This is a genomic window from Streptomyces sp. NPDC056222, from assembly GCF_042264065.1.
GTDB lineage: Bacteria > Actinomycetota > Actinomycetes > Streptomycetales > Streptomycetaceae > Streptomyces.
Genome location: NZ_JBHJTL010000003.1, coordinates 59,557 through 74,670, shown reverse-complemented (window position 1 = coordinate 74,670; position 15,114 = coordinate 59,557). Strand labels below are relative to the sequence as shown.

Sequence of the window (15,114 nt, the reverse complement as noted above, 5' to 3'; positions counted from 1 at the left end):
GATGACGGAACAGACGGCACGGCCGGCGCAGGCCCCGCGGACCACCACCGACGACCGGACGACTCCCGACGGCCGGACCGCCCCAGGCGGCCTGCCCGCCCACGACGGCCGGACTGCCCCCGACGGTCTGGCCACCCCCGACGGTCCAGCAGCACCCGCCGGCTTGCCCGTTCACGACGGCCGGACCGCCCCCGCGCTCCCCACCCCCGTCCTCCAGCCCCTCGGCCGGACCAGGAGCGACTGGCCGCGCTCCTTCGCCGACCGGCTCACCGCGCCGCTGCCCGGCGTCCGCGCCATGGCCCGGCTCGCCCGCGAAGGCGCCGTGCGCCCCGGCGCCGACGGTCTGCGCGACATCCCGCTGCTGCCGTTCGCCCCAGGACCGCTGCCCGCCGCCGGGCCCGACACACTCGCCGTCACCTGGGCCGGCCACGCCAGCTGGATCCTGCGCGTCGGCGGCCTGACCGTCCTCACCGACCCCGTCTGGTCCCGCAGGATCTTCGGCACCCCGACCCGGATCACCCCCGTCGGGGTGCGCTGGGAGGACCTGCCGCCGGTGGACGCCGTCGTCATCAGCCACAACCACTTCGACCACCTCGACGCCCCCACCCTCAAGCGGCTGCCCCGGGACACCCCGGTCTTCGTCCCCGCCGGTCTCGGCCGCTGGTTCACCCGCCGCAGATTCCACCGGGTCACCGAACTCGACTGGTGGGAGGCGGCCGAACTCGACGGTGTGCGCTTCGAGTTCGTCCCCTCCCACCACTGGTCCAAGCGGACCCTCCTCGACACCTGTCGCTCGCTGTGGGGCGGCTGGGTCCTCATCGACCCCTGCGGCCGCCGGGTCCACTTCGCCGGCGACACCGGCTACGGCCACTGGTTCGCCGAGATCGGGCGCCGCCACCCCGGGATCGACCTCGCGCTGCTCCCGATCGGCGCCTACGACCCGCGCTGGTGGCTCAGCGACGTCCACACCGACCCCGAGGAGGCCGTCCGCGCCTTCCAGGACCTCGGGGCACGGCGGATGGCGCCGATGCACTGGGCGACCTTCGTCCTCTCCTCGGAGCCGGTCCTCGAACCCCTCACCCGGGTCAGAGCCGCCTGGGCGCGGGCCGGCCTGCGCCGCGAGGACCTCTGGGACCTCCCCGTCGGCGCCTCACGTGTGCTCGCGCCCTGAACTGCTGCCGCGCCCCCTTCCCCGTACCCGCCGCCACAGCGCGGGAGCCGCGCTGATCAGCACCGTCAGCGCCACCGCCGCCAGCACGCCCTGCCACGGCTCGGGGAACAGCGAACCGCCCAGAATCCCGATCAGCTGATACGTCGCCGCCCACGCCAGACAGGCCGGCACGTCCCCACGGACGAACCGGCGCAGCGGCACCCGCGCCAGCAGACATGCCAGCATCACCGGAATCCGCCCGGCCGGCACCAGCCGCGACAGCACGAGCACCGACACCTGGTGGGTCTCCAGCTTCGCCTGCGCCTGCGCGAGCCGGTCGGGAGCCGCCCTGCCGCGCAGCACCTCCAGCCACCGCGAACCGTTCCGCGACCGCACCCCGCGCTGCCCCAGCCAGTACAGCGTCACATCGCCCAGCAGCGCCGCGGAGGCGGCAACCAGGAACACGAAGAGCAGCGACAGCGGAGACGTCTGATGGAAGGCGACCACGGCCGCCGAGCTGACGATCGCCCCCGTCGGTACCACCGGCACCAGCGACCCCAGCGCCACCAGTGCGAACAGCGTGGGATAGCCGACCGCCTGCTGCGTCGACTCGGGCGGCAGGTCCCGTACCGCCCCCATCAGATCGATCACCGGGCGACCTCGGGCCGCACCCGTTCGCCGTGGCCGAGCAGATGCACCGCCACCTTCGGCGCCAGACGCGCCGCGTGCCGCACGAACTCGTCGCCGGGCGCGTGGAACTCGTGCGGCCGGATCGCGTCCATCCCGATCGGCCAGTACGTGCCGTAGTGCACCGGCACCGCCGCCGCGGGGGAGAGCGCGGCGAGCGCCTGCGCCGCCCGCCCCGCGTCGAGGTGTCCGTGCCCCAGATACGGCCCCCATCCGCCGACCGGCAGCAGCGCCACGTCCACCGGGCCGACCGCCTCGGCCATCCCGTCGAAGAGACCGGTGTCGCCGGCGAAGTACGTCCGCACCTCACCCTCGACGACATACCCGAGCGCGGGGGAGCGGTGCGGCCCCACCGGAAGCCGCCGTCCGTCGTGCAGCGCCGGGACGGCCCGTACGGTCACGCCCTCCACCCTCACCGCGTCGCCCGGCTCCAGCTCCGTCAGCCGAAGCCCCCGGCCGTCGAGCCTCCGCAGACCCGCCACGGCGCTCGGTGCGCCGCGCGGAACGATCAGCCTCGTCCCGGGCGCGAGCCGGGCCAGCGAGGGCAGATGCAGATGGTCGGCGTGCAGATGGGAGACGAGTACCGCCTCGGCGGCCGCGGCCTCGGGCGGCGGCAGCGCACCGCGGCGCCGCCGCAGATGCGCGAGCCGGCGGGCGAACAGCGGGTCGGTGAGGAACCGGACCCCCGAGTCCTCGACCGTGCAGGTGGCATGACCCCACCAGGTGACCTCCACCGGTACGCCGCCCTTCCGCCCGAGTCGATGCGCTGATACCGAGGGTAGATGTCCCCAGCGGGCGACGCGGGGCGTCCGATGCCGGTCGCGGGGGTAGCCATCGTGGAGCAAGGCGATGGGAGCCGTGGTGAGCACGATGGGGACGACCTGCCATTCGACGCAGTGTCCGCGCTGCGGGGGCGTGCTGGCCGTGACCCAGGACGGCTGGCAGATCTGTCACACCTGTGGCTATTCCTCGCCACCGTGAGGCCCGGGGGAGCTGGGAAGGGACGCCCTCCTCGCCCGAGCCGGTTCGGAGTAGGGTCGGTCCATGGACGACGTTCGGGTGGCGGCGATCGCCAGCCTCACCCCGCTCGAGGAACTCGACAGCGACCCCTTCCTGGTCGACACACGCAGCCAGCACGAGATGTGCGGCCGTTGGGCCCATCACAAGGGCTACGTCGTGTCGAGACAGCTGCTCTGTTACGGGATCCGGCCCGACCACGCCGCGCTCTGGGCCGACGTGGACGCCGGACACGTCGACCTCTTCGTCGCCCCGAACGAACGGGTGCTCGCACGGGCGTTGACCGATGTGCCGGCGTTCTTCGCGGAGTGCGAGCGACGGGGCGTACGACTGGAGACCGCGGGCCTCGACGAGCCCGTGTACGACGCCGCGGCCAAGGCCGATGTCCACCGCCGCCTCTCCATGCCCACCGCCGGATACGACGGCTGTTAGCGCCGTCCTCCGCTGTCACGCGCGCCCTTTCCCGCCCTGACCGCGCCCTCGGGTGATGTGCCACGCTTGAGGCAGGAAACGGGCGAAAGGTGAACCACGCGTGGGTGACGGGCGATGGCGTACCGCCGGCCGCTGGCGGACCGCGGGGAGCGCGCTGGTGCGGGTGGTCGTGGTCTGGGCGGTGTCGACCCTGACGATGCTCGCCCTGGCCGGACTGCTGCCCGACTTCCAACTCCAGTCCGACGACGGCGACAGCGTCACCCGCACCGCGCTCACCGCCGCCTGGGGCGCCGGCGCGTTCGGTCTGCTCGGCGCACTGGTGTGGCCCGTGATCGTCCGGGCGCTGTTGCTCGTACCGGCCCTGGTCCTCGGCCTGTTGGTGTTCTTCCTCAACGGCTCCCTGCTGCTGATCGCGCTCTGGCTCATCCCCGACGGCCGCGGCGCCGCCGACCCGGAGACCGCCGTCGTGGTCGCCGCCGTGATGTCGGCCGTCGCCTCGGCCACCTCCACCGGCCTCGCGGTCCGCGACGACGACGCCTACCGCCGCCGTCTCTACCGGCTCGCCGACCGCAAGCGCCCTCGGGCCGTGACCGAGGGTCCTGAACCCGTCCCCGGCACGCTCTTCCTGCAACTCGACGGCGTCGGGCACCGGGTGCTCCGCGACGCCGTCGCGGACGGGCTGATGCCCACCGTCGCCGACTGGCTCGACAGCTCCCACCGGCTCACCCCCTGGCGGACCGACTGGTCCAGCCAGACCGGCGCCAGCCAGCTCGGCATCCTGCACGGCTCCAACGAGGACGTGCCCGCCTTCCGCTGGTACGAGAAGGAGACCGGCCGGCTGATGGTCTCCAACCGCCCCGCGAGCGCCGTCGAACTCCAGCGGCGTGCCATCGAGCGGACCGGGGACGGCGGGCTGCTCACCGTCGACGGCGCCTCCCGCGGCAACCTCTTCAGCGGCGGCGCCGACCAGCTCGCCCTCGTCCTGTCGATGGCCGCCCGCCGCGGTCGCCGCAACCGCTCGCGCGCCGGCTACTTCACCTACTTCTCCGACCCCGCCAATGCCGTCCGTACGGCCGGCTCGTTCGTCGCCGAGGCCGCGCGCGAGGTGGTCCAGTCGATCCGGGCACGGCTGCGCAAGGAGACCCCGAGGGTCTCGCGCGGCGGCACCTACCCCTTCATCCGGGCCTTCGCCACCGTCGTGGAGCGCGATGTCGTCGTCGCCTCGGTCATCGGGGACATGCTGGCCGGACGGACCGCCGTCTACGCCGACCTCGTCGCCTACGACGAGGTGGCCCACCACTCCGGCCCGCACGGCCACGACACCGACCGCGTCCTCGCCCGGCTCGACCGCACGCTCGCGCTGATCGCCAAGGTCGCCGAGCACGCGCCCCGCCCGTACCGGATCGTGCTCCTCTCCGACCACGGCCAGAGCCCCGGCGAGACCTTCGAGGGCGCCTACGGGCTCACCCTGCGGGATCTCGTACGCGCCGGATGCGGGCTGCCCGTGCCGCGCCGGGTCCGGCGCACGCGCAGCGGCTCGGAGGCCAGGGACGCCGCTCGCGACGCGCTGCGCAGCGCGCTGCACCGGCCGGTGGACGAGGACGGGGGAGTGGTGCCCGACAAGGCCGGGCCGGTCGTGCTCGCCTCCGGCAACCTGGGCCTGATCTCCTTCCCCGGGGTGCCGCACCGGATGACCCGCGAGGAGATAGAGCGCCGTCACCCCGCGCTGCTGCGCACCCTCGCCAACCACCCCGGCATCGGCTTCCTGCTGGTCGCGAGCGCCGAGCACGGTTCGGTCGTGCTCGGCCGGGACGGCGCTGAGGTGCCGGTCGCCGAACTCGCCGATGAGGGGCCGCTCGCGGTCTTCGGGCGGGGCGCGGCGGACGCGGTACGGCGCACGGACGGGTTCCCGCACGTCGCCGACATCATGGTCAACTCGATGTACGACCCGGTGACGGGCACCGTGCACGCCTTCGAGGAGCAGATCGGTTCGCACGGCGGGCTCGGCGGCGAGCAGTCGCGCCCCTTCCTGCTCTCGCCCGTGGACTTCTCGGCGCCGGTCGGGGCCGGGGCCGAACTCGTGGGCGCGGAGCAGGTCCACCAGGTGCTGCGCCGCTGGCTGCGGGAGTGCGTGGGGCCGCAGGTGCCGCTGGAGATTTCCCCGCCCACAAGCGATGCGGAAGCATTTCTTCCGGTAGAGGATGCCGTCGCACCGGACAAAAACAACTGATTTGGTGGGGCGTCTCACCTGCCGGACCATGGTCGGGTTTGCACGACGAGAGGCGCACCACCCCCATGAGCACGGCCATGTCCGAACAGTCCGCGGAAGAGACCAAGTACGCCCGGCGATTCGGACTACCGATCGCCACCGCCCTGGTCATGGGCAACATCATCGGCGGCGGAATCTTCCTGCTTCCCGCCTCCGTCGCCCCCTTCGGCACGATCAGCCTGGTCGCCTTCGGGGTCCTCACCCTCGGCGCGATCGCGCTCGCCCTCGTCTTCGGCCGGCTCGCCCACCGCCACCCGCAGACCGGCGGCCCGTACGTCTACGCCCGCGCCGCCTTCGGCGACTTCGCCGGCTTCCTCGCGGCCTGGTCGTACTGGATCACCGCCTGGGTCTCCAACGCGGCCCTCGCCGTGGCCGCCGTCGGCTACCTCGACGTGCTGATCCCCGTCCACGAGTCGAAGCTCGCCACCATCGCCGCGGCGCTCACGCTCCAGTGGCTGCCGGCGCTCGCCAACCTCGCCGGGACACGGTACGTGGGGGCGGTGCAGCTCGTCGCGACCGTCCTCAAGTTCGTCCCGCTCCTGCTGGTCGCCGTCGGCGGACTGTTCTTCTTCGACAGCGCCAACCTCGGACCGTTCCAGGCCGGCGAGGGCGGCGCGCTCGGCGCGGTCTCCGCGTCCGCCGCGATCCTGCTCTTCAGCTACCTCGGCGTCGAGTCGGCGGCCGTGAGCGCGGGCGAGGTCCGCGACCCCCGGCGCAACGTCGGCCGCGCCACCGTCCTCGGCACCCTGGGCGCCGCCGCGATCTACCTCCTCGGCACGCTCGCCGTCTTCGGCACGGTCGCCCACGACCGACTCGTCGAATCCTCCGCGCCGTTCTCGGACGCCGTGAACGCCATGTTCGGAGGCTCGTGGGGCGGCACCGCCATCGCCTGCATGGCCCTCGTCTCCATGCTCGGCGCGCTCAACGGCTGGACCCTGCTGAGCGCCCAGACCCCTTACGCGGCCGCGCGCGACGGGCTCTTCCCACAGGTCTTCGCCCGGAAGCGGCGCGGCGTCCCGACCGTCGGCGTCCTCGTCACCGTCGTCCTCGCCTCGCTGCTGACGGTCTACAACTACACGGTCGGCACCGAGGGCGTCTTCGAGATCCTCGTCCTCGTCACCACCTTCACCGCCACCGTCCCGTACCTGCTGTCCACCGCCGCCCAGATCTACTTCCTGCTCTCCGGCCGGTCCGAGCGCGTCGACCGCGCCCGGCTGATCCGCGACGGTGTCCTGGCCGCGGCCGCCTTCGGCTTCTCCATATGGCTCGTCGCGGGCTCGGGATACGCGGCGGTGTACCAGGGCGTGCTGTTCCTCTTCGCGGGTGTGCTTGTGTACGCGTGGATGTCGGCCCGCAAGGTACGGAGGGGGACCGAGCCGACGGCGCCGGTGCCGAGTCCCGACTCCGTCTCCGTGCCGGGCCCGACGCAGGCCGCCGACGGCGCGTCCGAGCGCGTGAATTCCGGCGCCTCCGCGTAGGCCGCCCGGGCGGAATCGCCACCCGCCCCGGCACGTCCGGCCCGGCACGGGGCAGTACGCATCTCCGTGAGCCCTGCTCCCGTGCCGCCCACCGAACCCGCCGTCCCGGCGGGCGAGCCGGTGCGCGACACGGCCGAGAACGGCGCACCCCGCGTGTGCGCCGCTGCCGGACCCGGCGCACCTCGCGTGGGTGCCGTTCCCGGACACGGCGCACCTTGCGTGGGCGCCCCTGGCGGACCCGGCGCACCCTGTGTGGGCGCCGTTCCCGGACCCGGCGCGCCCTGCGCGGGTGCAGTTCCTGGACCCGGCGCACCCTGCGTGGGCGTCCCCGCCGGACACGGCGCAGCCTGTGCAGACGTCTCGGCCGGGCCGACCGCCCGCAGGCGACAGCGCTCCGGAGCAGCAGCCCTGGGGCGGGTCGTGGTTCCGGTGCTGCTCGTGCTGGCCGCCCTCTTCGGGGCGTACGGCGGCGGAGGCCCCGGAGCCACCGAGGTCCTGCCCGCCGTTTCCGGTGCGGCCGACCCCGGCGCGGAGACCCACGAGGCGGGCGAGGTCGAGGCCGCCGCCCCGGCCTCCCGGAACCGCTCGCGCCACGGGGCCGCACCCCGCGACATCGGTAGGCGTCGCGGACCGACAGATTCCGGCATCGCCGTCGGGGCACCCGCACCCGTACCCGTACCGAGCCCGCGCGACGACGCCTTGCGCTGTGTGGTGATGCGCTGCTGAGAGGCCCGTACCTCTCGCAGCCCCTCAACCCCCCACCGCAAGGAGCTTCGCCATGCCCGTCGACCCCTTCGCCGTCCTCCGCGCCCTGCTGCGTGCCGAGGCCGCCCGCAACGCACGCGGCGCGGCCGCCGAGCCGGAACGCGCCCCGGCCCGCGGGCCGGAACCCGCCCGCGAGGAGCGTCCCGCCCGCTAGGACCGGGCCGGCGGGCGGAGTTGCGGAGCGGTGCGCCGTGGACGAGGATCACCCGATGATCTCGGCCGACCGGCACACCGCCCCCGATCGGCCCGCCGGCCCCGCCGACCGGCTGAAGCCGTTCGGCATACCGCTCCTCGCCGCCGCCCAACACCCCTACTGGGACCGCCCCGATCCCTCGTACCTGATCCGCCGCTGGCCCGATCTCACCGCGCTCTGCGTCGCCACGTTCTTCTTCTGGTCCTCCCTCACGCCCTCGCTCGTCCCGCGCCCCTGGCACCTCCAGGGGCTCGTCGGCGGCATCACCGCCGCCATCGGCTACGCACTCGGCTCCGTCCTCGCCTGGCTGTTCCGGGCGCTCGTGCGTCGGCGCCCGGGGGAGCGTGCGCGGAGCAGGTGCTGGCAGGTGTACTGGGTCGTCGCCCCCGTCGTCTCGATCTGGCTGATCTCCGAGAGCGCCCGGATGCAGCGTCAGCTCCGGGTCCTGCAAGGTCTGCCGCCCGCCCTCACCTGGCACACCCCGATGATCGCGCTGATGGCGATCGGGCTCTGGCTCGCGCTCCTCCTCGTCGCCCGCGCCGTCCGCCTCGGCTCCGCCAGGCTGATCCGCCTGCTGGGCCGGCTCCTGCCCAAGCCCGTCGCCTTCGCGGTGGGGGCGGTGCTCTCCACCCTCGTCGTACTCGTCGGCGTCCGGGACGTGGTCTTCGACCGGGGGATCATCGACGTCGCCGACCGGATCGCCGAGGCCACCAACGGCGGCACGAAGGACGGTATCCACCCACCCGTCTCGCGGTACGTCTCCGGCGGCCCGGGCTCCCTGCTCCGCTGGCAGAACCTCGGCAACCAGGGCCGCAACTTCACCGGCGCCGTACCGACCCGCGACCGGATCACCGCCTGGAGCGGGCGCCCCGCCCTCGACCCGGTCCGCGTCTACATCCCCTCGGCGGTGCCCGCCGCCTTCGAGGACGAGAGCCCCTTCAGGGCCCAGGCCTCACTCGCCGTACGCGAGCTGGAACGCACCGGCGCCTTCGACCGCCGGGTGCTCGTCATCGCCGGCACCACCGGCACCGGCTGGGTGAACCCGAACGTGGCCGAGCCTCTGGAGTACATGTACGGCGGCGACACCGCGATCGTCGCCGTCCAGTACTCGTACCTGCCCAGCTGGGTCTCCTTCCTCGTCGACAAGGAGAAGGCGGGCCGGGCCACCCGGGAACTCGTCCTGGCCGTGCGCGCCCGCCTCGACGCGCTCCCCGCCGAAGCCCGGCCCAAGCTCCTCGTGACCGGCGAGAGTCTCGGCGCCTACGCCGTCGAGGCCTCCTTCGACGGCCCCGACGACCTGCTCGCCCGGACCGACGGGGCACTGCTCCTCGGTACCCCCAACTTCTCCCCGACGTCCCAGGAGATCCGCCGCGACCGCGACCCCGGCAGCCCGGTGTGGCGCCCTCAGTACGAGGGCGGTGCGCAGGTGCGGTTCGCGCAGTTCCCGCGGGCGGACCTCGCCCGGCCCCCGGCCCGCTGGGAGTGGCCCCGTGCGGTCTATCTGCAGAACGCCTCGGACCCGATCGTCTGGTGGTCGCCGGACCTCCTCCTGGAGCGTCCCGAGTGGCTCGACCACCCGCTCGGCCCGGACATCACGCCCGAGATCCACTGGTTCCCCTTCGTCGCCTTCTGGCAGACCTCGATCGACATGGCCGTCTCGTACGGGGTGCAGGCCCCGCACGGCCACCGCTACGGCGCGGGCGCCGTCGACGGCTGGGCGGCGATCGCACCGCCCGAGGGCTGGACGGCCGAAGACACCACCCGGCTGCGCACCTTCATCCAGCACCGCAAGGCCGCGTACTGATTCCGGGGGAGGAGGGCTGATCCGCCCGCCTTCAGCCGGCTTCCTGGACGCTCTTACCCGCGGTGCCGGTGCCCCTGCCGTGCAGGGTGACCAGCGTCGTCAGACCGGCGGCGAGGAGGACCAGTGCCACCAGGGCCGGGACCAGACCGACGAGAGCGCCGGCCGCCAACGCGCACACCCCGCCCACGGCGAGGACCGTCGGCCGGCGGCCGGAGGTGCGCATCACGATCGCGGCGCCGCCGAGCAGGAAGACGCCGACACCGCCCGTCAGCGACCAGGCCACGACGCCGTGCAGCGGTTCGGAGAGACCGTAGTGGCCGGTGTCCGCGACCTGTTGAAGGACCTTCTTCATCCCCAGCGCGCACAGCACCACACCTGCGACCAGCGGAAGATGCAGGAAGGTGTACACGTCCCGGGCGAACCGGGTCCGCTCGTCGCCCTCCAGCGCCTCCAGCCGATGCTCCGCGCCCTCCGCGAGGCGCCGGAAGTACAGCGCCCAGAGCGCGGCCGAGAGCAGCAGCCCGGCCGCGGCGGCGCCCAGGACCGCGACCGTGATCGGGAACCCGGACACTCCCACGCCCATCGCCACGATGGACTCGCCGAGCGCGATGATGACGATCAGCCCGTGCCGCTCGGAGAAGTGCCCGGGGGACTGGACCCGCCAGCCGGAGGCTCCCGTGACGTAGATCCCGCCGTAGTCGATGACCACCGCGCCCAGCCACAGCAGGAGTTGGACCTTGCCCGTGTACGCGGAGCCGATCAGCAGCAGCACCAGCGGCGGCGCCACGGACAGCAGTGCCGTGCGGCGCAGGGTGGCCCGCAGGGCGGTGTCGTCGGGGCTGGAGATCCAGTACGAGACCAGATGGAGCGTGCGCACTGCGCCGTAACAGAGCACGAAGAGGAGCGGGGCCGAGAGTCCGCCGGGTGCGTCCGCGAACACCTCGGGCACCACGAGCGACACGATGAAGACGACGGCCATCACGACGACGAGCACCGCGAACAACGCGCCGGAGTCGGCCCGTACGACATTGCCGAGCCAGGCGAAGCAGCACCAGCACCACCACAGCAGCGCGAGCACGATCATCGCGCCGACCACCCGCATCGCCGAGGGATCGGCCGCCATCAGCGCCGTGACCTGAGTGATCGCGTAGACGAACACCAGGTCGAAGAAGAGTTCCGCGGGCGTCACCCGGTGGTCGTCCCCGGCCGCGACCATCCGCGCCCGGTCCTTGCGCCGTGCCATGTGAACTCCCCGCGTCCTCGGTGCGGCCCCCGCCGCCACGGCGCGAACAATACCCACGCCCCGACGGCGGCGAAGCGATCTCCGGGATTGGGCACCTCCGGCGACCTGGCCGACCGGTGGCGGTGCCGGGCGTTCCCGCGGGCGCCCCATGCGGCAGCGCGGGAGGTACGTACGATGCGGCCCTTTGATACGCCAGTAGGTTGATCTTGCCGCGCGTCTCTCAAGCTCGATGATCTGCGGGTCGATGCCGCAAGGGAATGAAGACCGTTCCGGAAGCACACACGCTTTCGGTTCCTCAAGGAGGAAGCATGATTCCTGATCGCGGGCACAGGTCGACGCTCGGTCCGCTCCCAAGAAGGGGGAAGTGGGCTGCCGGCGGCGCGATGGCGTCACTGGTTCTCGTGATGCTGGGCTTCAGCAGCCCTGCGCCGGCGACCGCTGCGCACCTGCCGGCGGCCTCGGTGAGCCAGGCGGGCCCGGAACCCGAGGACTGCGAGAAGCACTGGCACGACAGGTGCGAGGAGTGGGGCCACGCTGTCGGCCCTACCGGGCCTGCGGGACCGACCGGTCCGGCCGGAGCCACTGGGCCCACAGGGGCGACCGGGCCGACAGGCCCGCAGGGAGACCCGGGTACGCCAGGCGCGACGGGCCCTGCCGGTGCCACAGGAGCAACTGGCGACACGGGCCCGGCCGGTTCGGCGGGTGAGCGCGAGGTGGTCACCTTGACCGAAGGCATTGCCGTGGGCGGCGGCCTCACTCGTACTCCGGTATGCCCGGAGGGGCTGGAGCCCGTCTCGGGCGGCGCGCAGTCGGGTACTACAGCGACGGTGATCGGCCAGTCGTACCCGAATGCGGACGCCAACGGCTGGACCACCAGCGTGACGAACAACTTCCCCGTCCCCCTCGACGTAACTTGGTACTCGGTCTGCGAAACGCCTGCGTGAGGCGCACGGGCGGCGCCGGGCACGACGCCACAAGCCGTTTCACCGCCGACGACACGGACTTCACCCTGCTCAACCGCTCCACCGACTACGGCACGTTCGCCGAAGCGCACACCTTCGACTCGGATCGCACCGTCGGCTGACCGCGCGGCTACCCCCGCTTCCGGCGACGGTGGAGCGGGGCCGGCCGTACTGCCCCTGTCACGGGGCGGCCCTGTCGGCCGGGAAGCCTCGGCATTGCCTCGCACCGACACCATGCTCCTGGCCGCATCGTCCCAGCAGGTGAAGCCCCGTGGGGATCGTGACCGGTGGGCAGGGGGCCAAACGGGGAGCCACCGAACAGCTTCTAGGTCTAGGCCCAGGGGACAGGTTGTCGGTGCGGCGCGGGGGAGCCCCTCCGGCGTGACAATGCGGGGGTCTTGAGCGAGTCCCACAACTCATCCGGCACACCCGCACAACGATCCCCACGTCGGCAGGCTGTCGACCCCAAGAAGGAGGCCCGCAGTCAGCGACCCTTACGGCGCTGGGCGTCGAAGCGACGCAGTACCCGCACCAAACGCCACACTCCGGCCGCCGCTCCGAGCAGCGCACCCCCCGTCAATGTGCCCTTTCCCGCTGGACCAGAGATGCCAAGAGCCAGCGCGGGTGCCAGAGCGATGGCAAAGACCGCCGCAGCCAGAGCAACGGCAGTCACCAGAGCGAAAACGATCTCCACCGTCATTGCGTCCTTCTCCCACCGCGACTCGCGCCCCATGTCCATGCCGCAAGTCTCACATCACGGTCAAGCCTGGAACTCAGACCGAGCAGCCCCCGAGCTCTCCCTCGCCCAGGCACGCGAACCCATTGAGATGCTCAACTCCGACGGCAGGGGCGGGCGCTGACATCGCCGGGTAGATTCACGGTGACTTGCGCTACGACGGGTTTCGCCACCGCTGCCGACGACGCGGACCGGCGGAGGACCCCGACCACTGGCGCGTGGTGGTCGAGACGGAGGAAGGGGAGTGGCACGAGGCCCCCGGCCCCTTCACCGAGTTCCTCCTGAGCTGCGTCGAAGGCCTGCACCGCCCGCCCTTCCTGGGGCGCTACCGGCCCGGCCCGACCCTGCGCTACCACCCGGAGTCCGAGGACGGCCCAGACCACTCCTGGTGAGCACCCGTCGGACACCTGGACACCCGGCGCGTCCGCCATGAACCGGCCGCCGGCGGTCGTCGTTCTGCGGTACGGGACCTTGCCGACGACGTCATGAGACAGCGCATCGAACAGGGCGCCACCCAGGGCGACATCCAGCGAACGTAGGCGAACTTCGGCGGACGCCGTGGCTCCCCGGAGCAGGGGCGACCGGGCTCCCGGCCGAGGCCCCAGGACGCCCCGCATTACCTCCCACGTAATCGACCCGCGCCGAGCGCGGCGGCATCGTGGTGTTCATCGGGACTCGGGCGGCGCACTCCGGCCGAGTTCCGGTCCCACCTACCCGCAGACCCATCCCCACGGAGGGTGATCCGTCATGTCCCAGGCCCTGCTCGCCGGTCTCTCCCGCACCACCCAGCCGCAGTCGATGGTGCGCCGGTTCCTCGCGCTCGACGCCGTCGTCACCGGCGGCAACGGCCTCGCCTACCTCGCCGCCTCCGGGCCGTTGGGCGAGCTGCTCGGTATCGACTCCGGACTGCTGCTCGAACTCGGCCTTCTCCTCACCCTGTACGCGGCGGGTGTCGCCTGGCTCGCGGGCCGCGCGCAGCCGCCCGCCCTCGGCGTCAAGCTCGTGATCGACATCAACGCCCTCTGGGCCGTCCTGAGCGTCGTCGCCCTCGTCGCCTGGCTGGAGCCCTCCACCGCCGGGCTGGTCTGGGTCCCGATGCAGGCCGCCGTCGTCGCCGGGTTCGCCGGACTCCAGTGGTCGGCCCTGCGCGCCACTACCCCCTGAGCGACCGCAGGTACGAGACCGTCGCCGGGTCGGCCGGGAGCAGCGTCTCGATGGCCAGCTCGGCGACCGTCACGTCCATCGGGGTGTTGAAGGTCGAGATCGACGACACGAACGACAGCACCCGCCCGTCGTGTTCGATCCGCAGCGGCAACGCGAAGTACGGGTACGACTCCGGGTCCTCCCGGTCGTCGGGGTCCGTGGTGCCCGACGGCAGCGGGTAAGCCGCCACCTCCTCGTACAGCCTCCGCAGCGGCTCCGAGCGGGACAGGGCGATCTGCCGCTCCATCTGAGCCAGCAGATGGCCCCGCCACTCCCGGAGGTTCCTGATCCGCGGCGCGAGCCCGTCCGGATGCAGCGTGATCCGCATCGCGTTCAGCGGCGGGGTGAGCAGATGCTCCGCCACGCCGGACAGCAGCACGCCGATGCTCTCGTTCGCCGCCACCACCGTGTACGCGCCGTCCACGACGAGCGCCGGATACGGGTCGTACCCGCGCAGCAGCTGTTCGATCCCTTCCCGCAGGGTTTCCAGCCGCGGGTCGTCGAGCGTCGACTCCTGGTACCGCGGGGCGTACCCGGCCGCGAGCAGCAGCGCGTTGCGCTCCCGGACCGGCACGTCCAGGTGCTCGGCGAGGCGCAGGATCATCTCCTCGCTCGGCCGGGCGCGACCCGTCTCGATGAAGGAGATGTGGCGGGCCGAGGAATCCGCCCGCAGCGCCAGCTCCAACTGGCTCAGCCGCCGCTGTTCGCGCCAGCCGCGCAACAGCGGCCCTACTCCCCGGTCCGTCGCGACTGTTGTCATGCCCCGACGGTATCCCAGGTGTCGGCCCGGGTATCGAGTCCCCGGGACCGTATCGTCACGGTCAGCAACCCCGACCGGAGGGAGTACGGACATGCCCACAGAGCCGCTGTCGCAGAAGGAGATCGAGGACCGCCTGCGAGAGCTCCCCGGCTGGTCCCTGACGGAGGACCGGATCACCCGCACCTACCGTCTCGGCGACCACTTCGCGGCCACCGCGATGGTCGTCCACGTGGCGCAGATCCAGCAGGAGCTCGACCACCACTCCGATCTGACGCTGGGTTACAACACCGTCGCCGTGTCCGTGAACACCCACTCCGCCGGACCCGCCGTCACGGAGAAGGACTTCGAGCTGGCCACCCGGGTCGAGACCATCGCTCCCGGGCACGGGGCGAGCTGACCCTCCACCAATTAGGCT

At 72.7% G+C, this 15,114-nt stretch carries 17 protein-coding genes; 12 read left to right on the top strand and 5 right to left on the bottom strand.

Features of this window, described 5'->3' with window-relative positions; genetic code table 11:
* Window position 1 precedes the first annotated feature (1 nt).
* Complete coding sequence (locus ACFC0D_RS02510; RefSeq protein ID WP_376430613.1) at window positions 2-1,171, top strand: MBL fold metallo-hydrolase; 1,170 nt, start codon at window positions 2-4, stop codon at window positions 1,169-1,171.
* On the opposite strand, the gene ACFC0D_RS02505 is transcribed toward ACFC0D_RS02510, so the two are convergent.
* Entirely contained in the window at window positions 1,151-1,789 is a 639-nt protein-coding gene (locus ACFC0D_RS02505; protein ID WP_376430712.1) for a DedA family protein, read from the bottom strand. The two genes, ACFC0D_RS02510 and ACFC0D_RS02505, sit on opposite strands and share 21 nt — an antisense overlap.
* An 8-nt stretch (window positions 1,790-1,797) precedes the next feature.
* On the bottom strand, window positions 1,798-2,571 hold the full coding sequence (locus ACFC0D_RS02500; RefSeq protein ID WP_376430612.1) for an MBL fold metallo-hydrolase: 774 nt from the start codon (window positions 2,569-2,571) through the stop codon (window positions 1,798-1,800).
* A gap of 310 nt (window positions 2,572-2,881) precedes the next feature.
* On the opposite strand from ACFC0D_RS02500, the gene ACFC0D_RS02495 reads away from it, so the two are divergent.
* The 6 genes from ACFC0D_RS02495 (at window position 2,882) to ACFC0D_RS02470 (ending at window position 9,795) form a co-directional block, all read left to right on the top strand.
* Window positions 2,882-3,286 carry a recombinase family protein gene (locus ACFC0D_RS02495; protein WP_376430611.1) on the top strand — a complete coding sequence of 135 codons (405 nt, stop codon included), beginning with the start codon at window positions 2,882-2,884 and terminating at the stop codon, window positions 3,284-3,286.
* Window positions 3,287-3,386: 100 nt separating this feature from the next.
* Entirely contained in the window at window positions 3,387-5,516 is a 2,130-nt protein-coding gene (locus tag ACFC0D_RS02490) for a phage holin family protein (protein WP_376430610.1), read from the top strand.
* Between the two features lie 65 nt (window positions 5,517-5,581).
* Window positions 5,582-7,033, top strand: a complete 1,452-nt coding sequence (locus tag ACFC0D_RS02485) for an amino acid permease (protein ID WP_376430609.1) — start codon at window positions 5,582-5,584, stop codon at window positions 7,031-7,033.
* Window positions 7,034-7,351: 318 nt separating this feature from the next.
* The gene (locus ACFC0D_RS02480; RefSeq protein WP_376430608.1) at window positions 7,352-7,759 is read left to right on the top strand and encodes a hypothetical protein; all 408 of its coding nucleotides are present in this window, start codon (window positions 7,352-7,354) and stop codon (window positions 7,757-7,759) included.
* A 52-nt stretch (window positions 7,760-7,811) separates the two neighbouring features.
* Window positions 7,812-7,952 carry a hypothetical protein gene (locus ACFC0D_RS02475; RefSeq protein WP_376430607.1) on the top strand — a complete coding sequence of 47 codons (141 nt, stop codon included), beginning with the start codon at window positions 7,812-7,814 and terminating at the stop codon, window positions 7,950-7,952.
* Between the two features lie 37 nt (window positions 7,953-7,989).
* A complete protein-coding gene (locus ACFC0D_RS02470) occupies window positions 7,990-9,795 on the top strand; it encodes an alpha/beta hydrolase (protein ID WP_376430606.1) in 1,806 nt (601 codons plus the stop codon).
* 31 nt (window positions 9,796-9,826) lie between these two features.
* On the opposite strand, the gene ACFC0D_RS02465 is transcribed toward ACFC0D_RS02470, so the two are convergent.
* Complete coding sequence (locus ACFC0D_RS02465) at window positions 9,827-11,038, bottom strand: low temperature requirement protein A (protein WP_376430605.1); 1,212 nt, start codon at window positions 11,036-11,038, stop codon at window positions 9,827-9,829.
* A gap of 722 nt (window positions 11,039-11,760) precedes the next feature.
* Between ACFC0D_RS02465 and ACFC0D_RS02460 the strand changes: the two genes are divergently transcribed.
* Both ACFC0D_RS02460 and ACFC0D_RS02455 read left to right on the top strand, forming a co-directional pair.
* Window positions 11,761-11,982: a hypothetical protein gene (locus ACFC0D_RS02460; protein WP_376430604.1), complete on the top strand. Its 222-nt coding sequence runs from the start codon at window positions 11,761-11,763 to the stop codon at window positions 11,980-11,982.
* Entirely contained in the window at window positions 11,979-12,122 is a 144-nt protein-coding gene (locus ACFC0D_RS02455) for a hypothetical protein (protein WP_376430603.1), read from the top strand. The genes ACFC0D_RS02460 and ACFC0D_RS02455 overlap by 4 nt, the downstream gene beginning before the upstream one ends.
* Window positions 12,123-12,484: 362 nt before the next feature.
* Here the strand turns inward: ACFC0D_RS02455 and ACFC0D_RS02450 are convergent, their stop codons facing one another.
* Entirely contained in the window at window positions 12,485-12,739 is a 255-nt protein-coding gene (locus ACFC0D_RS02450; RefSeq protein WP_376430602.1) for a DUF6332 family protein, read from the bottom strand.
* A gap of 215 nt (window positions 12,740-12,954) precedes the next feature.
* Here ACFC0D_RS02450 and ACFC0D_RS02445 point away from each other — a divergent pair, with 215 nt between their 5' ends.
* Together ACFC0D_RS02445 and ACFC0D_RS02440 are read left to right on the top strand one after the other, a co-directional pair.
* Entirely contained in the window at window positions 12,955-13,128 is a 174-nt protein-coding gene (locus ACFC0D_RS02445; protein WP_376430601.1) for a hypothetical protein, read from the top strand.
* Between the two features lie 355 nt (window positions 13,129-13,483).
* A complete protein-coding gene (locus ACFC0D_RS02440) occupies window positions 13,484-13,900 on the top strand; it encodes a hypothetical protein (RefSeq protein ID WP_376430600.1) in 417 nt (138 codons plus the stop codon).
* Here ACFC0D_RS02440 and ACFC0D_RS02435 read toward each other — a convergent pair.
* Window positions 13,890-14,699 carry a helix-turn-helix domain-containing protein gene (locus ACFC0D_RS02435; protein ID WP_376430599.1) on the bottom strand — a complete coding sequence of 270 codons (810 nt, stop codon included), beginning with the start codon at window positions 14,697-14,699 and terminating at the stop codon, window positions 13,890-13,892. The genes ACFC0D_RS02440 and ACFC0D_RS02435 overlap by 11 nt on opposite strands.
* A 91-nt stretch (window positions 14,700-14,790) precedes the next feature.
* Here ACFC0D_RS02435 and ACFC0D_RS02430 point away from each other — a divergent pair, with 91 nt between their 5' ends.
* A complete protein-coding gene (locus ACFC0D_RS02430; RefSeq protein ID WP_376430598.1) occupies window positions 14,791-15,096 on the top strand; it encodes a 4a-hydroxytetrahydrobiopterin dehydratase in 306 nt (101 codons plus the stop codon).
* Window positions 15,097-15,114: the final 18 nt, after the last annotated feature.